This window comes from Paraburkholderia dipogonis, from assembly GCF_042680985.1.
In the GTDB taxonomy this organism is placed as follows: Bacteria; Pseudomonadota; Gammaproteobacteria; order Burkholderiales; family Burkholderiaceae; genus Paraburkholderia; species Paraburkholderia phytofirmans.
The window spans coordinates 20,156-40,924 of the sequence record NZ_JBHUFR010000027.1 but is presented as its reverse complement, the minus strand read 5'-3'; the positions used below and the strand labels follow the sequence as shown (position 1 = coordinate 40,924).

Here is a 20,769-nt window from a genome sequence, read left to right as displayed (position 1 = left end):
CGCGACCATTTCAGTTCAACGATACCACCTTCGCTGGGTTCATGATGTTCTCGGGATCCATCAGCCTCTTGATCTTGCGCATTAGTTCGAGCTCGACCGGATTCTTGTGGCCCGGCAGCTTGTCGCGTAGCGATACTCCGACGCCATGCTCCGCACTGATGCTGCCATGCAGCTTACGGGTGATGTCGTACACGACCGAGCTGACCTCGCTCGCTCGAACTTCGAATTCCTCGGCGCTGATGCGGTCGCGATCGAAGATCGCGACCGCATGGATATTGCCGTCGCCGAGGTGCCCGACGAAAGACAACTGCATGCCCGGCTGATCCTTCAGGGCGCGCTCCACTTGCCTAATGAACTCGGCGCACGAAGATACCGGCACCGACGTGTCGTGCGACAGCACTCGCCCGGTCGCGACATTCGCTTCTGAGACCCGGTGTCGGATCGCCCAGAACGACTCCTTCTGGCTATCCGATTGCGCGATGGCGGCATCCGCAACGATGCCGTTCTCCATCGCGTCCGAGAGAACGTTGAGCAGCAGTTCGTCGACCGGCGCGTCCTTGTCCGGATCCGTCAACTCGATCAACAGAAACCATGGCGCACTGCCGGTCAGCGGCGATTGCAGATCGGCGTGGGCGCAGACGAGATCGACCTGTAGCTTGTTAAGAATTTCGAACGTGGACAGCCGGCTGCCGCAGCGCTGCTTAACCACGGAAAGCACCAACAACGCGTCGTCGGCGGACGCAAGCGCGCAAAACGCGGTGGCTGTCACATGAGGCCGCGGATAAAGCCGCACTGCAGCCGCCGTGATGATCCCGAGCGTACCCTCGGCGCCGATGAACAGCTGCTTCAAGTCGTAACCCGTATTGTTCTTGCGTAGTTCCAGAATGTCGCCGAGGATGTCGCCGTTCGGCAGTACGACTTCCAGTCCCAGAACGTGATCGCGCATCGGACCGTAACGAACCACCTCGAGTCCTCCGGCGTTCGTCGCGATGTTGCCGCCTATCTGGCAACTTCCTTCGCTGCCGACGCTCAATGGAAAGATGCGATCGAGCTCGCTGGCAGCGGCTTGAATGTTCGCGAGAATGCAGCCGGCCTCGACGATCATCGTGTCGTTCACGACATCGACTTTGCGGACCCGGTTCATACGCGTCAAAGCAATCACGATGGCAGTTCCGGTAGCGTCGGGAATGCCGCCACCGACCAGTCCCGTGTTTCCGCCTTGCGGTACCACGGGGATCCGGTGCGTCGTCGCATACTGCAGGATCTCGCTGACTTCTTTCGCACTTCCGGGCCGAACCACGGCCGCGCAGCGGCCATTGAAACGCCCGCGCCAATCGGTCGTGAAAGAGGCGGTATCGCTTTCCTCGGTCAATACATTTTCACGACCCACGATATCGATTAGTTTTTGCAGATGCGTACTATCCACGATTGCTCCCTAGCCTGCGGCCAACAAGGTGTGTCGATCTCTCGCGTCGCCTCAGGGGTGACCCGTCTTGAAAGATTTGAAGGTACGGTCGGCCCGAGCGACGGACGTGTTCGAACGAGCTCGACCGAACGCGTTTACATGTTCGGATAATTCGGGCCGCCGCCTTCAGGCGTGACCCATACGATGTTCTGCGTCGGGTCCTTGATATCGCACGTCTTGCAGTGCACGCAGTTCTGCGCGTTGATCACGAGGCGTTCGCTGCCGTCGTCGTTCTTCACGAACTCGTACACGGCCGCCGGGCAATAGCGTGATTCAGGACCGGCATACGTTTGCCAATTCACGTTCACCGGCACCAATGGATCTTTCAGCGTCAGGTGAGCCGGCTGATTCTCTTCGTGATTCGTGTTCGAGATGAACACCGAAGACAGCCGGTCGAACGTGAGCTTGCCATCCGGCTTCGGATAGACGATCGGCTTGCATTGCGACGCGGGCTTGAGCATTTCGTGATCCGAGTGCTGGTGATGCAGCGTCCACGGCACGTTGCCGCCCAGCAGCTTCTGCTCGATGCCGACCATCAGCGTGCCGAGGTAGAGGCCCTTGCTCATCCACTGCTTGAAGTTGCGCGCGCGATGCAGTTCGGTGTGCAGCCACGACGTCTTGAAGCTCTCCGGATACGCGGTGAGTTCATCGTTCTGACGGCCAGCTTGCACAGCGTCGAAAGCCGCGTCAGCAGCCAGCATGCCGGTCTTGATCGCGGCATGCGAGCCTTTGATCCGCGATGCGTTCAGGAAGCCCGCATCGTCGCCCACCAGCGCGCCGCCTGGAAACACCAGCTTCGGCAGCGACATCAAACCGCCCGCCGTGATTGCCCGCGCGCCATACGACACGCGCTTGCCGCCTTCGAGCACGGGGCGGATCGCCGGGTGCGTCTTGTAGCGCTGGAATTCCTCGAACGGCGACAGATACGGGTTGGTGTAGCCCAAGCCCACGACGAAGCCCACCACCACCTGGTTGTTATCCATGTGATACAGGAACGAGCCGCCGTACGTGTCGTTTTCCAGCGGCCAGCCGGCGGTGTGCATCACCAGACCCGGCTTGTGTTTCGACGGATCGATTTCCCACAGTTCCTTGATGCCGATCCCGTAGACCTGCGGATCGGCGCCTTCGCGCAGCTTGAATTTATCGTTCAGCTGGCGACCGAGGTGACCGCGCGCGCCTTCGCAGAACAGCGTGTATTTGGCGTGCAGCTCCATGCCGAGCTGGAAGTTTTCGGTCGGCTCGCCGTCCTTGCCGATGCCGAGATTGCCCGTGGCCACACCTTTAACCGAACCGTCGTCGTTGTACAGGATTTCAGCCGCCGGAAAGCCCGGGAAAATCTCCACGCCCAGCGCCTCAGCCTGCTGACCCAGCCAGCGCGTGACATTCGCGAGGCTGATCACATAATTGCCGTGATTCTTGAAGTTATCCGGCAGCGCCCAGGTCGGAACGCTCTTCGAGCCGGTCTCGGTGAGGAACAGGAATTTATCTTCGGTCACATCCACCGTCAGCGGCGCGCCTTTTTCCTTCCAGTCGGGAATAAGTTCGGTGATCGCGCGCGGATCCATCACCGCGCCCGACAGGATATGCGCACCGACCTCCGAGCCTTTCTCCAGTACGCACACGCCAATCTCAGTGCCATGAGCCTGCGCCAACTGCTTTGCACGTATCGCCGTCGACAGCCCGGCCGGCCCACCTCCGACGATGACCAGGTCGTACTGCATCGATTCACGTGGTCCCGACTCTGAAACCGAAGACATGCGCATTACCCTGGAACAATGTGAACGATTCGTTGATATAACCTCGCTCGCTCTTCAAAGGTCGCACTCAGGTTGGATCAACCGAGCCACGAATAAACTCGAATTGATCGCCGAGGCGACCAAGCGAAGAGCGGCCTCCTCCATTCGTCCTGTGCGGCTTGACGGAGCCGCCACAGGACATCGCGTTACTGCGCGGTGTAGCCGCCGTCGATGTACAACTCGGTACCCGTGATGTAGCTAGCTTCATCGCTTGCGAGAAAGAGCACGCCATAGCTAATTTCCTCGGGACGGGCACCGCGTCCCATCGGCGTGGCGGCGGCGAATGCGCGGTTCGACTCTTCGCCCTCTTCGGCTGCCATCGGCGTCATGACAAGACCCGGACATACCGAATTTACCCGGATCCCGTCTTTCACGTACTGCAGCGCAGCGGCTTTAGTCATCATGCGCACCGCGCCTTTCGACGCCTGGTACGAGAAGAATCCCGCCCCGCCGACGGCACCGTTGATCGAACAGGTATTGACGATCGAGCCGCCGCCCGCTTTCCGAAGCGCGGCTACCGCGTGCTTGATGCCCAGAAAGACGCCCTGCTGGTTGATCGCCGTGATCTTGGTCCACGCGTCCACGTTTTCTTCGTGCGCGCCTTTCATCGAACCGACGATGCCGGCGTTGTTCAGCACGATGTCGAGACGTCCCCAGCGCCGCTCGACTTCTGACATCGCCGCAACCCAGCTCGCTTCGGACGTGACGTCCATGCGCATGTAGTGCACGTCATGACCCGCATCCCGCAGCTCGGCCGCCACTTTTTCGCCGGCTTCGTCGAGAACGTCGGTCATCAGAACTGCCGAACCTTCCGACGCGAAGAGCCGCGTATGAGCCTCGCCCATTCCGCGTGCAGCTCCGGTAATCAGCGTCACTTTCCCTTGCACTCGTTTCATAATTTCCTCTTGCTTGAATCTCGACATTGTTACTGAATAGCCCATCCACGACTGTCCTACGTTGGCGCACCGGGACAAACCTGTTGCCGCACAATGAGCCCGATACTCTTAATGATGGCTTCTGCCCAAGCGCTGGAATACCGCCGGTTTCGCGTATCGGAAGTACTGCGCCAACAGCATTCCGCCGGCCTGCACCGCCAGCAGACAATAGAGCATCCATACGTACTGGCCCGGCTCTCCTCCGGCCAGCAACTCGAAGTGCCGGGCGACCAGATACAGCAGCCCGATAAAGAATACCGACGAGATCGAGGGCGCCACACACGCCTTGAGAAAGCTGACGCCGAGTTCGCGGCCGGCCCGGAAAAACCAGAGCAGCGCCGAAACGTTCACGATGGTCATTAGAAGCATGACGCCCGCGGCAGCGAGTCCGGTCAACTGGCCATAGAGCAGATCCGGCTTTGCGCCCATCACGATGAACGGCACGAGCACACACAGCACCAGCAGTGAAACCGTCACCGACGCCAGATAAGGCGACGCATGCTTCCCATGTACTTTGCTGAGGTAGCGCGGAAGCGCACCGTCGGTTCCTAGGTTGTGGAGATAACGGGAAAGAACGTTTTGGGTCGACAACGCGGACGCGAAGGCAGAGGAAAGCACCAGAACCGAGACCACCAAATGAACGCGGCCGTTGACGAATTTGGAGAATGCGTCGATGAACATGGTGGCGGGCGCCTTCGTCGCGACCTCCTGCGCACTGGTGCCATAAGCCAGCACCATCGCGTAACTGCCGAACGTATAGAGAATCCCGATGAAAATCACCGAACCGTACGTCGCGACAGGAATGGTCCGGTCGGGCATGCGTACTTCGTCGCGGAAGAGCGCCGTCGCTTCGAAGCCGAGGAAGAAAGACACTGCGAACAATGTGGCGAAAGCGGCGTTGTTACGGGTGAGTTCGTGAGGGACGAAAGGCGTCATCGCGTCGACTTGATGCACGCCGCCCTTCAACGTCACGCCGAACGAAAACAGCAGACAAATTGCGACTTCGACCACCATCGCGGTAGTGAGCACCTTGGCCGACAGCTCGACATGCAGATAGCCGAGCACGCCGACCGCGGCCCAGTCCAGCAGCGTGTACATGTACCAGGGAAACGCCGAACCGGTTATCTCGCGCTGCAGGTCCGAGCAGGCAACGCCAAAAAACGAAGTCACGCCTGCGAGCAACAGGAAATACGACAATGCGGCGAGAATCCCGGAGCCCAGGCCGGTCGACTTGCCTATTCCGTAGCTGATGAAAGCGTAGAAGTCGCCGGGTCTTTTCACGACGTTGTTCAGCGTGACGTACCCGACCGAAAACAGCAACAACATGACCGTTGCAATCGCGAATGCAAGGGGCGTTCCGATTCCGCCGAACATCACGGAAATCGGAATGTACCCGGACAGTACGGTGAGCGGTGCGGAGAAGGCCAGAACGGTCAGCGCCAGTCCCACCGGACCCATATTCCCCGACAACTTCTTTGGCGCTTCGTTGGGCGCTCCATGGCCCAACACCACGTCATTCATCTTCATCGAAATCTCCTTGACCGCCATAACCTGGTGTGCGCCTCGACTTCAACGCTGCCGACAGATGCTTGTTTTGGGCTTTGGCCTGTCGGGCAGCGCTGCATGCGCGTCGCTTCCTGTCTATCTGTCGCTTCCTGTCCATCTTTATCCGATCGAGCGCGGAAGAACCGAGCCTGCGTCTTCGAGCGTGTGCATTCCGGATGCCCGTTGCTCGAAGGCTGCCCGCATGTCGCTTCACATGCCGGGCAGCCCAACGACGCGAGGTTTAGTCTTTCACGTCGACCGGACGCTTCAGTTCGGCCAGCGTTTCGGTCCTGAACTTGAGGTCCTTGATGCGAGGCAGCACTTCGGTCCCGAGCAGCTCGAAGTGACGGCGGTAGCGCGCCGCCTGATCGAGGTAGTCGAACGTGAACGTAATGACCGTGCCGAAGCCACCCGAGGCCTCCAGGTCGCGTTGCAGTTTCTTGACCACGGTATCGGGCGAGCCGACCAGCCACTTCTCGCGCGCGAGGTACTCGATCGGCACGTCTTTGGCGGTCTGCACATCCAGCTCCGGCACCATCACCGGCAGGAAGCCGCCGCGCTCGTAGCCCGGCAGCATCCACTCGCGATAAGCTTGCCCCATCGCGCCGTTCACCGCCAGATCCATCGCCTCTTCGTCAGTATCGGCGACCAGAATGTTGTGGGCAATGCGCCACTGGTTGCGGTCGGCCACGTTGTCCGCGCTCTCCGCGCCTTGCATATAGCGATACCAGTGGCCGGCCAGATATTCACGGCCCACATTGAAGCTCATCGGGATGTAGCCGAGCTTGCCCGCCTGCGTAAGCGTCTTCGACGCCGGGCTCAGGCCGGCCATGGCCAGCGGCGGGTGAGGCTTTTGATAGGGCTCCATGAACGGCCCCTGCTGCACCTCGTCATAAGCGGGAATCTCGAAGCTCCAGAACTTGCCGCGATATTCGAGCGGCCCCTTCTTCTCCCACACCGCTTTCATAATGTCCACGGCCTCGCGCATCATCTCGTTCGGATTGCTGTTGCCGTGAACCTTGTGATCGGACGGATAGGCGCCCGCGCCGATGCCGACCATCAGCCGGCCGCCGGTCATCATGTCCAGTTGCATCAGCCGATGCGCGAGCGCCACCGGATTGTGATTGGCCGGCACGTTCGCGCCCGTGGCCAGCTTGATTCGCGACGTCTGCATCGCTGCCGCGGCGAGGTACAACTCGGGGCTGCACACCGGCTCCCAGCGCATCGTGCTGTGCTCGGCCACCCACACTTCCGAAAGGCCGAACTCTTCGGCCCAGCGAATGCACTGCATATCCCATTCGAAACCTGCACGCAAATCGGTCTGCGGCGCACGAAACGGTACAACGAACAATCCAATATCCATCATCGACTCCAAACTAAACGTATCAAGGGGACCTTGTGTGACCATCTCCGCACTCCGGCGCGGCGCGAGAGCGGCCCACATCCGGCGGAACGGGTCCGTCCGGGCGGAGAACAAACGATTCGAGAGGGGCGCCGCCGCCGGGTCAGCCGGAGTGGTTCGCGACCTCGACCACTGCTTCCGACAGACGCTCCGCGAGATCCGCGACGACCGCCGCGGTCATAGGCGACGACAGCGCGACAAGGTTCGCCGGGGAAAGCAAAACGCCGCGGTCGTAGGCGGCCCACCACATGGCCTGTTGAAGCGCCGAGCTGTAGGGGGCGTCCTTCGGAAACGGACGTAGCAGCGAACCGCGGCCGCGCACTTCCCAGCCGACCGAAGCGATGCGGCTCGCAATCGCTTGTCGCGCGCCTTCGCCCAGCGCGTTCATCGTCGCAATGACCTCGGCGGAGAGCAGGCGCAACGATTCGACGCCCGCTGCCATGCTCATGGGATTACCAGTGAATGTGCCCGCATGAGGAATCGCGTCCTGCCGCGATGGGTCCAGCTCGCGCATCAGATCTTCCCGACCGGCAACGGCGCCGATCGGAAATCCGCCGCCGATCAGCTTGCCCGTCGTGATCATGTCCGGCGTCACACCGTATTCGCCGCTGAGTCCTCGATAGCCGAGCCGGAAGCTGATCACTTCGTCGACGATCAACACGATTCCATGGCGCGTCGCGAGCGCACGTGCCGTTTCGATGTAATCGGGCGAAATGCCGTACAGGGCCGCCCGGTTCGGCAGCAGATCGACGACGATCGCCGCGTAATGTGCCGGCCGTGCTGCAATCGCTTCTTCGAGTGCGGCGACGTCGTTGATCGGGATGGTCGTCACGTCGCGAGACACGCCCTCCGGCACGCCGCGGCTTTCTTTGGCGCCTTGCGCCGACAGCGCGACGTCGGACGAGCCGTGATAGCCGCCGCGCGTCATGATGCAACCGTCGCGTCCCGTGCTTGCTCGCGCGATCCGGATCGCGGTCATCACGGCTTCAGTTCCCGAATTCGTATAGCGGATCTGGTCCATTCCGGGCAGACGTTTCAACAGAAGCTCCGCGTGCTCCCATTCGTGCACGTTCGGAATGCCCCAGCACATCCCTTCGCGCATTGTTTTCGCCGCAGCGTCGACGATTCGCGGATGGGCGTTGCCGTGCACGAGCACCGTGAAGTTGTTGTTGGCGTCGATCAGTTCGCGGCCGCGATCGTCCCACACCTTGTAGCCGTCACCGTGCAGCGCGTAGGGTGCCGGCGCCCCGATGTAATACGTCGAGCGTCCCACGCCGCCGGGCAGTAGCGGGAGACCCCGGTTGCCGCGCTTTGCAAACTTGTCTTCCACTTTCATCCTTCCAAGGCCTTCGTCCGATGTAGCCATCATTTCCAGCGCTCCCGACGCAATGAGATGTCGACGCAATGTTCCGATGTCGCGTCAAATGCACGGCGTCAACCTGACCGTCGCGGTGTTACGGCTGTGTCCGAAGCAGGTTTCGCCGGGACAGATGCGATAGTCGATGAAATAAACCCATTCGACTGTCTCACCTTGAATCATTGCGCTGACACATTCGGAAGTTATTCGCTCAGAAAGCGTAAAGAAGGAGACGCTTGCATCGGACAACGTTACTTGGCGAACTCAGACTCTATTAGGTGTCGGTCGTTTCTACCGAAGCACATCCGGCGCATAGTACAGCGGGAGTGGCGTCATGGCCGCCCCAGCTGCCTCTGGACTGTCCCATGTTGAGACATGAGACGAATGAACGGCTCGATCATCGCGAAAAGGTAGCGTTTCGATTCTGATATTGCTCGAATTGCTGCATTTTCTTTCAGCCAACGCCCCGGTTCGCGAAACTCAATGATTTATGCCCGTTGACGGTCGAGATATGGCTACTTACGCTCAATCAACCGCATAACTGAAGTCGACCAAGGTACTGTATGAGTGTCTCGCCACTGGCATTCGGCCAGCCAGCCGTCAATCGCTCCGATAATGCCTCGCTTATCGAGCTTCGGGAGCAGTTCGTGACGGACCCGATCAATACGGATTTGTCGGCCCTGCGTCCGGTTATCGCCCGTTCCTGGCAACGAAGCATGCAGTCGAACGTCAGCACTGGAAAGCGCGTACTCGACGCGATGGCGGAGCCGGAGCTCGACGAACATTTTCTGCGTGCCGCGGAGCCGGCGCTCAAAGATCTCGAACGACTCTTCTCGGAAGCGAACGGCTGCCTGAGTGTCTGCGATCCTCGCGGCACGCTCGCCGTTTATCGGGGAGCGCATTCGATGGTCAAAGTCGCGGATCGGCTGTTCCCCACGTTGGGGGGCCAGATGTCGGAGAGCCTGCTCGGCACCAATTCGGATGGGACCGCCATCGAGGAAGGCTGCTCGGTGCAAGTGTGGGGCGGCGAGCATTTCAACGAAGCGTTCCAGGATGCCTGCTGCACCTCAGTACTCATTCGGGATCCGCTGCACCAGGGCATTCGCGGCGTATTGAGCCTGACGCTGCCGGAGCCCTTCGTCAGAGGCCTCGATCCCCGCACGGTCATGTTCATTCTCCAGGGTGCCGCGTCGGAAATCACCGGCGCATTGGCCGCGCGAATGGCGCCCGGCGAACAGGCGATGCTCGGCGCGTACTTGCGTGAAGTGCGCAAGCGCGGCGCCGAGGCCGTCGTGGTGATGGACGATCACACGACCATCGCGAGTCGAGCGGCGACGCAATTGCTAGAGCAGAGCGATTACGCGGTTCTCTCCGCGTTCGCGCGAGAAGCGAAGCAATACAACCGCCCTTCCGAACATCAGGTTGTGTGCGGGCCCGATCGGGTCCTGCGGCTTCAGGTTGCGCCGGTGAGCGCCGGCAACCCGAAAGCGGGATCCATCATCAAGGTCAAGAAGTTCGACATGTCGGACGCGCGGATTGCTGTGTCGTGCCCTGCCGTCCGCGGTTCGCGCTTCGGCGCGCTCTTGGGCGAGAGCTTCGCGATTCGCCGCGCGGTCGAAAGCTCGTCGGCGGCGGTGGAGCAGCGCATCGGCGCCTGTATCAGCGGCGAGCCGGGTACGGGAAAGAAGTTCATCGCGCAGATGATTGCGCAGCAGTTGCGCACGGATCTCGAATCGTTCGACCTCGGCCGTCGCGGCGACGCGGAGGCCCTCGCGCGGCACCTCGACGACGAGCTATCCGATGATTCGTGCGCGTTGCTGATCCATCGGGTCGATCTGGCGAGCGACACGGTGCTTGAACGACTCGTCGCCGCGCTCGCCGGCGTCGACCAGCCGCTGGTCGTCGTGACGGCCCGGCAGATCACGGACCGGCTGCTTCCGTTATTCGCCGCGGCCAAAGGCGTCGATATACGGATGCCGCCGTTGCGCACCCGGCGCGAAGACATTCCGCTGCTGGCGCAAAGTTTCGCGCAGAGTTCTCAAGGTGGGCGCCGGGTGTCCGCTCGCCTGCTTGACGTGCTCGCGTCCGCCGAATGGACCGACAACGTCCGCGAGTTGCGAGAGGTGATCGAAGGTGCGGCATTGCGCTCTACCGGGCCTGAGATTCGGGTGGACGATCTGACCGAAGTGCATAAGCGCGCACTGGCTCGCAGTCGGCTCAGCCCGCTTCAGCAGGCAGAGCTGCAGCAGATTCGCGACGCGCTGGTCGAGTCGGGCGGCAACCGCCAGCGCGCGGCCGCGATCCTCCGGATCGCACGCTCGACCTTGTACCGGAAGATCGATTCGTACGAGAGCCGCGGCTTCGATCTGGGTATCGCGATACATTGAGTCGCTATCGCGTGTCGAGCGGGTTCGATTAGCTAAGACTCGACGCACTATAAAACAACTGGCGGACATCGATCATCGATGTCCGCCCGTGTCATTATCGCCGGCGCGCTTTATCCTTCCCGGCGATTTGCGACAGACGATCCACCGCGCCGCAGTGGATCACATCTGTCAGCCAAGCAGGCTTCGCATGTGCAGCGGCACCTTTCGCGCCTGCTCGCGCGCGAACTGCTGAACGTACCACTTGCCATAGGCCTGCTTACCGGTCGAACCGCTTGCTTTCCAGCCGCCGAACGTTTGCGGCCCCGGAAACCATCCGGTGCATGCATGACCGTGAATGTTCACATCCACGCAGCCGGCTTCGATACGTCGTAGGAACGTTTGCGCTTCGGACTCGTCGCCGGTATAGATTCCGGCTGTCAGTCCGACGGAGAGTTGATTCGCCGCCTTCAGCGCTTCATCGAACGACGCGACCTTGCTGATCGTCACCAGCGGCAGGAAGTGCTCTGTCGTCGACAGCTCATGATCGGCGGACAACGATGAGATCACGACCGGCTTGACGAAGTAGCCCTCTGCATCCGCGCGTTCGCCGCCCGCGACTCGCAAGCCTGCCTTGCGCGCCGAGGCCACGACCCGTTCGAAACGCTCGGCAGTTTCCTTCGTGATCAGCGGACCGGCGAAGACGTCGGCCTCTACCGGATCGGCGATCTTGATTCCCTCGAGGCGCGCTTCGACGAGTTCGACGAGGCGATCGTGGACGCCCGGCGTAACGAGCACTCGCGACAATGCGCTGCACTTCTGCCCGATCAGATCGAACGACGAAAACACGATGCCGTCCGCAGCCGCTTCGATGTCGGCGGAGTCGGTGACGATGACCGGGTTCTTGCCGCCCATCTCGGCAATCACCGGCTTCGGGTACGGGCCCGCATTGAACTGTCGCATGATCGCGAGACCCGTTTGCACGGAACCGACGAACGACATCCCGTCCACCGACGAATTGACCAGTGCTTTGCCGGGTGCATCCGCGCCGTGCACGATATTGACGAGACCCGTGGGCAGACCCATCGCCTCGAACATCTCGTACACCGCTTGCCCACACCACGGTCCAAGATGCGACGACTTGATGACCGCGCCGTTGCCGGCGAGCACAGCTGCGATGGCCGGGCCCGCCGACAACGCCATCGGATAATTGAATGGCGTGATCACGCCGAAAACGCCGTACGGGCGCAACACCGACTGATTGCAGACATCGGGCGAACCGGGAACCCGTTCATCTTCGAATGCGCCGGGTGCGTCCGCGTAATCCGGATAGAACTTCAGGAACGCCAGCGTTTCCAGTACTTCGGCCCTAGCCGCGCCGAACGTCTTACCCGTTTCCACACCAAGGCGGGCAGTCCAGTCGCGCACGTTCGATTCGCCGAACGCAATGCCTTTGCGTACGAGCCGCACGCGTTCCACAAGCGGCACGGTATCCCATTCGAGTTGCGCCTTCCGGCTGGCCGCTACCGCTTCGAGAACCAGTGCATCCGATGCCTCGTGCGATCCGCTGACGATCGCGCTCGGAACAGCCGGGTCCTCGCGGTAGATCAGGTCACCTTCATAGATGCGTCGACCGTCGATGACATGAGGTACGACGTTAGGTTTTCCCTGTCGGATCGCGTTCAGATCCGCCGCGAATTGGGCATGGGTGAATTCTGTCATTCAGGCTCCGGGTAAAGATGCGAAAGCTGACCGTGCTCGACGATCCGCTTGGTCAATGGATTATAGGAAGCGTCGAATCCGCGCTATGTCTCAAATCGATACAGCCGTACGCGCTGCACTACGCGCATGAAAAGAGCGCCTGACGAAACTGCTTCGCGGGCGCATCGAACGGTATCGACGAGCAACGGGCCAAGCCTCTGGTGTCGAATGACGTGACCTTCGCCATCTGCACTGCCTTATGAACTTCGACCAGCGCGATCAGCTCCGCGGATGCGGATAAAACCGAAAAGTAACAACTAGCGGATGCGCTGCCGTTTTCGAGCGTATTCGACGACGTTCGACCTGCCCGATCGTCCGAACCGCCGCCATCGAGAAGATTGACGATGTGGCCCGTCGCGGCGCGCTCCAAGGTCCGCCTCAGATCGACCGAACCCCTCCATGTCTTCGCTTGCAGAATGCCGGACAGAACCGTTCTCAGACAGAGTGGTTTCATGTGCGAACCCCGTGTGATGCAATTGCCTGTTATCCGGCGTTTTAGAACCGATGGGTCAGGCCGAGTCGAACGACGGTCTGATTTCCAGTCGAGGACGGTGACATGGAGCCCACGATAGAGGCGTTGTCGAAGCCCGTACCGGTCCTCGCATTGTTGTGTTGAAACGCGCCCTGCAGATACACGGACGTCCTTTTCGACAGGTCGTAGTCGAGCATCAGCGCCGCCTGGTGCCAATTAGGAGCGAAACCGTCGGCAGCTCGTTGCAACCGCGCGTGAGTGAAGGTGTACGAGGCTGCCAGCCAGACATCTGGCGCGAAGAAGTACTGGCCGTTGAGTTCGACGTTGTCGAACTTCCACGACGTCCAAGCTGCCGAACCGACGTCAGTGATATAGATTCCGCCGGTCGGCGCATCGAAGCTCACATGGGAATAGGCGAGCGACACGTTCGATTCGTTGGAGAACGTGTACTTCACCCCGACGCCCGCATTGCTCTGCGCCGCTGCGACGAACGCGAGATCCGACGCCACCGCGCCGGGCAGCGTCGTTCCGCCATTGGTCTGATGCGAGTACGCCACCGCGGCCGACAACGGCCCGGTCGCGTAGCTCACGGAACCGCTGTACGCGCGATTGTTCGCGAAGCGCGTCGCGTTACTGAACGCATAGACAGCCTCGGCCTGCAGCCCTAGAAACGATGGCGATGCGTACTTGATCGCATTGTTGTATCGATAGGAGTAGTCCGCGTTGTCGTTGTCGAAGATATGCGCGGCCAGATCGCCCATCGTCGAACCCGCTGCTGTGAAGATGCTCCACGCATCGACCATCGCGTCGTATTGGCGGCCGAGCGTGAACGTGCCCACCCGTGTCGAACTGAGGCCCATGAACGCCTGACGCGCGAAGAGTCCGCCATACAGCGACTTTCCGCTATTGATGTCGAAGCCATTCTCGAGTTGCATGATCGCCGACATTCCCCCGCCTAGGTCTTCTGTTCCTTTGAATCCCCACATACTCGGCGCAGCATCGGCGCTGACCATCCCGTATCCGTTGTGCCCGCCGGCGTTGCTTGTGAAGTTGAAGCCGTTATCTACCGTTCCATAGAGCGAAATGCTGCTTTCAGCATGCGCAACGGTACTCATCATGAACGCGCAACTCAGCGTGATTGCTGTGTTCTTCATAGTGCTCCTGTCCGGACTTCGATTTTATACGTAGGATTACTTATCGATTGTGAAGCGTGAATCGTTCAATCGATTTCCGCATCCGCTTCGCGCCAGCATTGGGGTTTGTCCCTTGTTCGTCATCAAGCGAGTCATTCTATTTTTTATCGACAAAAAGGAGGCAACTGTCCGGTGTTGCTACATCCGACGGAAATCGTCGGTTCGCGCTTCGGGCAAGAATGCGCGCGATCGTCTTCCGCCTTGCCCGTCGGCGACGCATGAACGCGGAGGAAGTCTGCGGTCAGCCGTCTACGCGGCTGACCGGATGTCTGACGGTTGATCAGCGAACCACGTTGCGAAGACGCCCGATCTTCTCGATTTCCACTTCGACGGTGTCGCCCGCTTTTAGCCAGACTGGCGGCGTTCGCTTGCTGCCTATCCCTTCCGGTGTTCCAGTCGCGATGATGTCGCCCGGCTTGAGCGCGAGGAAGTACGAGATGTAGGAGATGATGTGCCGAATCGAAAAGATCATCCGTTCTGTGTTCGAGCGCTGCATGACCACGCCATTCACGCGGGTGCTCAGATCGAGACGTTGCGGGTCGCCGATTTCGTCCAGCGTGACCAGTGCGGGGCCGCACGGCGTCGATGAGTCCACCGCTTTGCCGGCAAGCCACTGCGTGCCCTTGTATTGCATGTCGCGCGCCGTAATGTCGTTCAAGATCGTGAAGCCTGCGACATACGAGAGCGCGTCGTCAGCATCGACATGACGACACGGACGGCCGATGACTACCGCGAGCTCGCCCTCGAAGTCCAGGTTCGACGTGATCGCCGTGCAATCGATGTCATCGTTCGGCCCGATGAGCGTGGAGGCGAACTTCGCGAACACGTCGGGCGCCTTGGGGTCGGCGCGCCCCGTCTCGGCGACGTGATCGCGGTAGTTAAGGCCGATGCATAGCACCTTCGCCGGGTCGGGAATCGGCGGCCCCAATCTGACCGCCCCGACGCGACCCACGCGTGCGTTGGGCTCGGCGCGAGCCGCAGTCAACAGTCGCTCGGACAGCGCGGGCAGTGCCTCCCCATGCCGCCGCAATAAATCGGCGATGGAACCGACCGCATCCGCCGCCGCGCCGGTTTGAGCGGTCAGGAGCTTGTCGATGTCGAATACGGAATCGTCGACGAGGATTCCAGGGCACAACGTCCCCGAAGCTTCGTAAGAGACTAATTTCAATTGGGTTCCTTGGATCGGAGCGATGTATCACCGCTACCGTTTGAACGATCTTCCTGTCACCCGGCGATAGCACGCCGAATCTCGGCGATCTTCAGCGCCGCATGAGCCGCCTCTCGTCCCTTCAAGACGAAGTGAGCACTAAAAATCGCATTGTGGTGGTCGGTTTCCTGGTAGTGATGCGGCGTCAGCGATACGGACAGCACCGGGACTCCCGTGTCCATGCCGGCATTCATGAGTCCGTCCACGACCGCTTGCGCGACGAAGTCATGCCGGTAGATTCCGCCGTCGACGACGAGCGCCGCAGCGACCACGGCCGCATATCGCCCGGTGCGCGCCAGATCGCGGGCCATCAACGGAAGTTCGAAGGCGCCGGGAACGTCGAAAGTCTCGACGTTCGCGCGATCGATGACTTCACAGAACCCATCCAGCGCCCGATCCACGATGTCGCGGTGCCAGTTCGCCTTGATGAACGCGTAGCGCGCGGCAGTCGTTGCCTGTCTGGACTGCATCAGCCGATCTCCGCAATCGTCCGGTACCGGCGCTGATGCCACATCAGGCAGTTGCGGTCTTCGTGTTCCGCGATTTCGACGCTGTCGACAGTGCCGATCAGAATGGTGTGCGAAAAACCATCGATCGCTTCTTTCAGCCGGCAGTCGAAGGTCGCTAGCGCCGTGCTTAGCAAAGGCGCGCCGGTAGCCCGCTGGGTCCAGTCCGAGCTCGCGAATCGATCCACGCCTTTCTGCGTAAATAAGGACGCCATGTCAATCTGTGAAGGCCGCAAGACATTAACCCCGAAGACCCCGCGCGCAACGAGTTCGTCATGCGCACTCGCGTTCTTGTTGATGCAGGTGAGCAACGAAGGCGGATCGGCGGAAAGGCTGCAGATCGCGGAGACTGTCAATCCCATTCGCTTTGCTCCGCTGCCGGTTGTTACGAGCGCAACCGGGCCCGGCAAATGCGACATCGCTTCCAAGAATAATGCGCGGACGTCTGGCTGCGCGACGTTTTCGACACGGGCATTCATGGATCATCTCCCTTCATTGCGGTTCTGAGTCTGCTGTAACGACCCAGTTTGTGTTGCGAACTGACGTCGCCAGCATGTCGTGGAGGCGCCAGCGAGTGAACCGATTCTGACTCAACCGGAGTTAGCTGACTGTCCCACCTTGGGTCAATACGTGAGCACCTGAACGATGGGCAAATAGAGCCCACCGATGTCGAGAGATGGTTAGTGGGCTTTTGCGGGGCATCCCGCTGGAGGTAGCTCCCGGCAACCAGCGATCGCTCCAGGGCGTACAGCGACTCCGCGACAGCTGGCCAATCCGCACTCTGACGTCGAGGTGCTCTGCCATTTGCGTGGATCGTCGACTTCAATGCTGTGTTACTCGATCTGCCTAGCTAGAGTCGGCCCTGCGCCCCGGGACGCATCGCCAAAATCAGTCCCAGCGTAACTACTTTGCAGGCAGGTGCCTGATCCCTCGAAAACAAGCGGTCAGCGCTGCTTGCGCGCGGTCGCCGATTGTCGCTGTCAGTTCCCGAAAGATATCCCTCAGGGCTGACTGCCCCGGTGCACAGCGCGTATCCCTCTGCCAGTGCCCGAAGATCGAATGGCTTCGCAATTTCTGCGCTTCATTCAGCTTTGCGCACAACCGGCCCGTAAAATCCCCAGCAGAGTTAGCTGTGCAAACAACGCTTGTGGATTTGCCACGAGGTGAGCCGATGGCTCTTCAACGCGGGATAGGTGCGCAAACCCGTCAGCGCCACGAAATCTGGCAAGCCCGAATCGACCCCGGTCCCGGCGCCGGCCGTAACAATCAGGCCGTCCGCCTCGCGTAACCATGTCGCGGCTCGTTTCAGTGTTTCGCGCTCTTCCATTCCGTTACCCAGCGGGTTCGAATCTTCGATGAGAGATTGAGTTAGATGGGCGCATCCCGTCAAGGTCCGCTCGGTCACGCCCCCGACACGACCGGTCACGTTGCCGAAACCGCCGGTCATGATCCCGAAACGGCCGGCCACATTCCTCCGAAATACGCACATGTGGGTCGGATTGTCGATCGCTTCAACGATGTCGGCATATCCTGGCAATCCACCGACGTCTTCCGGCGGGCACGCATTCTTCCCGTGCGGATCAGACAGATCACGGTTGGTACGCTTACGCCCACGAGTTGGGGATACCTCACCGCGTCGTATGCCGCGTGCCCGTGATCCGCAGCGTGCCGGCCACGTGGTCGCGCATCCGGCCCAGTTCGGCGAGTGCGCCGTCGATTGCCGATTCCAGCGTTGGCAACAGCGTCTGGCCTTCGGCGGTGGGCGCGACGCGGCGGCCGGTCCGCCGCAGCAGCGGGTAGCTGAGGTGATGGCGTCAATCGGCGCGAATAAACAGCCATTGGCTGCTTGAATGAGACGACAACCAGCTTGACGCGCGCCGTCTGCCACGCAATTCACGCCTCACAGCGTTCTAGAGTGGCGTCGTTCGTGGACCGGAGAGGTTTGACCTCGCGACGCCTTCGATAGCGGGTTATTGCCTTCGAGCGATATTGATCATTTACTCCTTATCGGCACGACTTTACCTGTTCGATCGCGTGTCCTGGCGGCGACATAGATGAACGGTCGACCTCATCTGCGAGAATGCGGTCGCGCAACTGATCTCAACTTCACGGCTTGGGCAAAAGGGCCGCCGCGTTTGCGAAAGTCTTCGGCATCCTGTCTTCCTCGACGGCATGGATTGAGACCTGCTGTCGCTCCTTGACAAGCTTCTCGAGAAATGCATCCATTTCATTTAGGCTGTCGATCATCGGCATGGCAGCGATAATGTGGTCACCTTGAGGATAATCCACGAACCACTTGGGATAATCAGGACCTGGGAACTTACGAAAATATGCAACAGGACCGTAGCCGGAGAACGGTCCTTCTACCTCGTCATACGTGACCAGTTGATCCTTCCCGCCGTGAAAGAACATAATTGGGGCGGGCTGGTTCTTGAAAGCGAGTGGCGTGTTCGCCTTCAGCCAAAATGCCCCTGCCATCGAGATTACTCCGGCGTATTTGAAACCCACAGGGAGATGCGTTCTCGCCAGTTCAGTTGCATTGGCAACGTTGTATTCGGCAACCAGAGAATTCGTGGCACCAGAGCTACCGCCCATGAGGACAATTTGATCTTTGTCGATATTCCAATCGTCTGCATGCTTCAGCACGAACGACGTGGCGTCAAACAGATCTTCCACGCTCCATTGGATAGCGCGAAGGTACATCTCGGTGCCGTTGGCCGGAGTAATCTCGTTCCTTTCCTTGGCGATCTTGATGCCCAAGCGGTAATCCAATGCGACCACGTCATAGCCCAATGACGTAAAATGTTCGAGCCCAGTTGTAAAGCCTTCGTCGTTCCGAGCGCCCCCTTCCCACCCCCCGCCGAACGAAAAGATTATGACTGGACGCTTGCCCGCCATTTTGGCGGAGTGTTCTACAAGGCGGTCCAGTTGCAGTTTTTGTCCATTCTTGGTGGCGTAAAGATAGGTTGTTCTCTGCACTTGGGAGGGCGAGGCAGCAATCTTTACTTGCGCCGTGTTGGTTTGCCCGTAAGCGGACGCGGTCGTAAAGAACGCGACGATGGCTGCGGTCCAAATAGAACGTTTCATCCGTTTTCCTGGCGATAGGTTGTTGATAAGGTTCATGTTATGCGCGATGTGCATAGTGAGCGCGTGACGTTCCATGACGCCAATTCAGATCAAAGGCTGGCTTGCGGCTCGGCGGACATAGAACGTGACTGCTTGCGACGAAGCGGAATGCCGCCGGATCATGAGCGGGTTACACGGCCCTGTGTCGGCGCAAGCAGCGGGTCCGTAGGCTTTCCGTAACAATCCAATCTGGGCGGCGCGACTCCCATCCAGCAATCGCCCGCACTGACAAAGTTCGCGCAGGTGAAACTGCCAAGTTCGACACGACCAGTCTGACAATCCTGGCAAAGACGCGCACTGGGTCATGAATTCATTCCCTCAGGACCTTTATGCCGATTCGCCCCATTTTGTGACTTCAGCCTCTTGCAAGGGATGTTTCGTCACCCCCTCCAGTCCGCCCGCTTCTATTTGACCTAGAAATGTCTGCAGTAACCGCAGCACGTAGTCACCCTCACCAATTGCTGCCAATTCCAATGCAGTTTTGTTCCCGAAGGCGGCCAACGGCGCTTGGGTGATCCACCTGAACACCGCATTGCGGTCAGGCTCAATCTCGTACGCGGAAGTTGCAATCTTCCGGACCATGCCAATCGCCGTATTACCAACAGCCTTGACAGGTTCTGCCGGCGGTGCGGCGGTGTTTTCTGCTGCTAGCTGTCTCATATCATTACGCCCCGAGATGATCAGTAATGGTGTCGGTCGTGACCCGAAGTGGCAACTCCTACGGCGGCGCCTGCTGCCGCGCCTAGTGCGGCCCCTTGCGCCAAGTTGCCTCCTGTTACGGCACTGATGACCGCTCCGCCGGCTGCTCCGAGAAGCGCTCCCCGGGCACCCGAGCGAGCTGTGTGCGGATCAACCTCGCACCCTGCCAGCAATGTAGCTACAGTGAGAACGATGAGTATTTTTTTCATGTGTTTTCCCAGTGGGTTGAGCGGCACTAGTAACCGACTCAGTTAATGATAAACGATAATATAATATCGTTCATCATTAATTTACGAGCTAGGAGTGTGTGACAGTTGGTTACTGGTTGCGATTCCATGCGACGATTGCACCTTTAAGGGAGGCGGGCAGGTGGAAAGCAAATTGAAAGAGTGGGGGCCCGGCAGCGGCATCTGGCGCCACTCAAATCTCAGGCCGATCACGTGGATGTTCGGCGCATGGGCGGTCTACTCGATAGTTTTTCAGCCTATACAGGTAGCGCTCGGCCTTGTCAATTCCACATGGAAGATAGGTGGCGGCCCAGGGATCCCGTACCTCCACTTTCCTATGTTGACGTTGGCAATCCTGATCGGCTCATGCTTGGCCAAGCTGACTGTCGTCATCGTGGTCTATAAGGCACTGCGACTGGTCTTCGGCAACGCTGGGCAGAACAACAAGTTGTTGTCGCGTCGGAACGCCAGTGCACTCCGACGGATTGGGCGTTTATTGCTCATATTTTCGGCTCTTGACCTATTGACCTTCCCCGTGGCGTACCTGTCTTTGGCACTACTGGATCCAAGAGTACAGTTCGAGGTCTCAGTTTTTTTGTTTTTAGCTCTCGTGACACCGCCCGACAAACTAGTACTTGCGGGCTTGGCACTTGGTAGCGCAGAAGTGTTGAAAAGAGGCGCAGCTTTGGACGAAGAAGCCAACCTGACAATTTGA

The 20,769-nt window shown here is 59.8% G+C and carries 17 protein-coding genes; 2 read left to right on the top strand and 15 right to left on the bottom strand.

Features of this window, described 5'->3' with window-relative positions:
- Positions 1-10 precede the first annotated feature (10 nt).
- The 6 genes from ACFSNN_RS30990 to ACFSNN_RS30965 form a co-directional block, all read right to left on the bottom strand.
- The gene (locus tag ACFSNN_RS30990; protein WP_134465967.1) at positions 11-1,426 is read right to left on the bottom strand and encodes an FAD-binding oxidoreductase; all 1,416 of its coding nucleotides are present in this window, start codon (positions 1,424-1,426) and stop codon (positions 11-13) included.
- A 134-nt stretch (positions 1,427-1,560) separates the two neighbouring features.
- Complete coding sequence (locus tag ACFSNN_RS30985; protein WP_377689231.1) at positions 1,561-3,222, bottom strand: electron transfer flavoprotein-ubiquinone oxidoreductase; 1,662 nt, start codon at positions 3,220-3,222, stop codon at positions 1,561-1,563.
- Between the two features lie 185 nt (positions 3,223-3,407).
- Positions 3,408-4,157: an SDR family NAD(P)-dependent oxidoreductase gene (locus ACFSNN_RS30980; protein WP_134465969.1), complete on the bottom strand. Its 750-nt coding sequence runs from the start codon at positions 4,155-4,157 to the stop codon at positions 3,408-3,410.
- A 108-nt stretch (positions 4,158-4,265) separates the two neighbouring features.
- Positions 4,266-5,723: an APC family permease gene (locus tag ACFSNN_RS30975; protein WP_166799442.1), complete on the bottom strand. Its 1,458-nt coding sequence runs from the start codon at positions 5,721-5,723 to the stop codon at positions 4,266-4,268.
- 259 nt (positions 5,724-5,982) lie between these two features.
- Positions 5,983-7,149, bottom strand: a complete 1,167-nt coding sequence (locus ACFSNN_RS30970) for an LLM class flavin-dependent oxidoreductase (RefSeq protein ID WP_166799443.1) — start codon at positions 7,147-7,149, stop codon at positions 5,983-5,985.
- Positions 7,150-7,246: 97 nt separating this feature from the next.
- Entirely contained in the window at positions 7,247-8,512 is a 1,266-nt protein-coding gene (locus tag ACFSNN_RS30965) for an aspartate aminotransferase family protein (RefSeq protein WP_208949643.1), read from the bottom strand.
- A 551-nt stretch (positions 8,513-9,063) separates the two neighbouring features.
- On the opposite strand from ACFSNN_RS30965, the gene ACFSNN_RS30960 reads away from it, so the two are divergent.
- Positions 9,064-10,887: a sigma-54-dependent Fis family transcriptional regulator gene (locus ACFSNN_RS30960; protein ID WP_134465972.1), complete on the top strand. Its 1,824-nt coding sequence runs from the start codon at positions 9,064-9,066 to the stop codon at positions 10,885-10,887.
- Between the two features lie 168 nt (positions 10,888-11,055).
- Here the strand turns inward: ACFSNN_RS30960 and ACFSNN_RS30955 are convergent, their stop codons facing one another.
- The 9 genes from ACFSNN_RS30955 to ACFSNN_RS30915 form a co-directional block, all read right to left on the bottom strand.
- Positions 11,056-12,585, bottom strand: coding sequence for an aldehyde dehydrogenase family protein (locus tag ACFSNN_RS30955; protein ID WP_134465973.1), 1,530 nt, complete (start codon positions 12,583-12,585; stop codon positions 11,056-11,058).
- A 118-nt stretch (positions 12,586-12,703) separates the two neighbouring features.
- A complete protein-coding gene (locus ACFSNN_RS30950; protein WP_134465974.1) occupies positions 12,704-13,078 on the bottom strand; it encodes a hypothetical protein in 375 nt (124 codons plus the stop codon).
- A 41-nt stretch (positions 13,079-13,119) separates the two neighbouring features.
- Positions 13,120-14,250 (bottom strand): porin, encoded by a 1,131-nt coding sequence (locus ACFSNN_RS30945; RefSeq protein WP_134465975.1) that lies wholly within the window; start codon positions 14,248-14,250, stop codon positions 13,120-13,122.
- 319 nt (positions 14,251-14,569) lie between these two features.
- Entirely contained in the window at positions 14,570-15,457 is an 888-nt protein-coding gene (locus ACFSNN_RS30940) for a fumarylacetoacetate hydrolase family protein (RefSeq protein ID WP_134465976.1), read from the bottom strand.
- Between the two features lie 56 nt (positions 15,458-15,513).
- Entirely contained in the window at positions 15,514-16,008 is a 495-nt protein-coding gene (locus tag ACFSNN_RS30935) for a 6,7-dimethyl-8-ribityllumazine synthase (RefSeq protein WP_446686723.1), read from the bottom strand.
- On the bottom strand, positions 15,966-16,364 hold the full coding sequence (locus ACFSNN_RS30930) for a flavin reductase family protein (RefSeq protein ID WP_244323211.1): 399 nt from the start codon (positions 16,362-16,364) through the stop codon (positions 15,966-15,968). Before ACFSNN_RS30930 ends, ACFSNN_RS30935 begins: the two co-directional genes overlap by 43 nt.
- A gap of 764 nt (positions 16,365-17,128) precedes the next feature.
- Positions 17,129-17,590: an IS1096 element passenger TnpR family protein gene (locus ACFSNN_RS30925; protein WP_377765339.1), complete on the bottom strand. Its 462-nt coding sequence runs from the start codon at positions 17,588-17,590 to the stop codon at positions 17,129-17,131.
- Between the two features lie 518 nt (positions 17,591-18,108).
- The gene (locus tag ACFSNN_RS30920) at positions 18,109-19,125 is read right to left on the bottom strand and encodes an alpha/beta hydrolase (protein ID WP_377688930.1); all 1,017 of its coding nucleotides are present in this window, start codon (positions 19,123-19,125) and stop codon (positions 18,109-18,111) included.
- A 330-nt stretch (positions 19,126-19,455) separates the two neighbouring features.
- On the bottom strand, positions 19,456-19,788 hold the full coding sequence (locus ACFSNN_RS30915) for a DUF2384 domain-containing protein (RefSeq protein ID WP_134465978.1): 333 nt from the start codon (positions 19,786-19,788) through the stop codon (positions 19,456-19,458).
- A gap of 408 nt (positions 19,789-20,196) precedes the next feature.
- Between ACFSNN_RS30915 and ACFSNN_RS30910 the strand changes: the two genes are divergently transcribed.
- Positions 20,197-20,769: a DUF2975 domain-containing protein gene (locus ACFSNN_RS30910; protein ID WP_134465979.1), complete on the top strand. Its 573-nt coding sequence runs from the start codon at positions 20,197-20,199 to the stop codon at positions 20,767-20,769.

What these genes read in the sequence shown, in the direction of transcription:
- ACFSNN_RS30985 (WP_377689231.1), bottom strand. Translation starts at nt 3,222, where the DNA reads ATGTCTTCGGTTTCAGAGTCGGGACCACGTGAATCGATGCAGTACGAC.
- ACFSNN_RS30980 (WP_134465969.1), bottom strand. Translation starts at nt 4,157, where the DNA reads ATGAAACGAGTGCAAGGGAAAGTGACGCTGATTACCGGAGCTGCACGC.
- ACFSNN_RS30975 (WP_166799442.1), bottom strand. Translation starts at nt 5,723, where the DNA reads ATGAAGATGAATGACGTGGTGTTGGGCCATGGAGCGCCCAACGAAGCG.
- ACFSNN_RS30970 (WP_166799443.1), bottom strand. Translation starts at nt 7,149, where the DNA reads ATGGTCACACAAGGTCCCCTTGATACGTTTAGTTTGGAGTCGATGATG.
- ACFSNN_RS30965 (WP_208949643.1), bottom strand. Translation starts at nt 8,512, where the DNA reads ATGATGGCTACATCGGACGAAGGCCTTGGAAGGATGAAAGTGGAAGAC.
- ACFSNN_RS30960 (WP_134465972.1), top strand. Translation starts at nt 9,064, where the DNA reads ATGAGTGTCTCGCCACTGGCATTCGGCCAGCCAGCCGTCAATCGCTCC.
- ACFSNN_RS30955 (WP_134465973.1), bottom strand. Translation starts at nt 12,585, where the DNA reads ATGACAGAATTCACCCATGCCCAATTCGCGGCGGATCTGAACGCGATC.
- ACFSNN_RS30950 (WP_134465974.1), bottom strand. Translation starts at nt 13,078, where the DNA reads ATGAAACCACTCTGTCTGAGAACGGTTCTGTCCGGCATTCTGCAAGCG.
- ACFSNN_RS30945 (WP_134465975.1), bottom strand. Translation starts at nt 14,250, where the DNA reads ATGAAGAACACAGCAATCACGCTGAGTTGCGCGTTCATGATGAGTACC.
- ACFSNN_RS30930 (WP_244323211.1), bottom strand. Translation starts at nt 16,364, where the DNA reads ATGGGATTGACAGTCTCCGCGATCTGCAGCCTTTCCGCCGATCCGCCT.
- ACFSNN_RS30920 (WP_377688930.1), bottom strand. Translation starts at nt 19,125, where the DNA reads ATGAACCTTATCAACAACCTATCGCCAGGAAAACGGATGAAACGTTCT.
- ACFSNN_RS30915 (WP_134465978.1), bottom strand. Translation starts at nt 19,788, where the DNA reads ATGAGACAGCTAGCAGCAGAAAACACCGCCGCACCGCCGGCAGAACCT.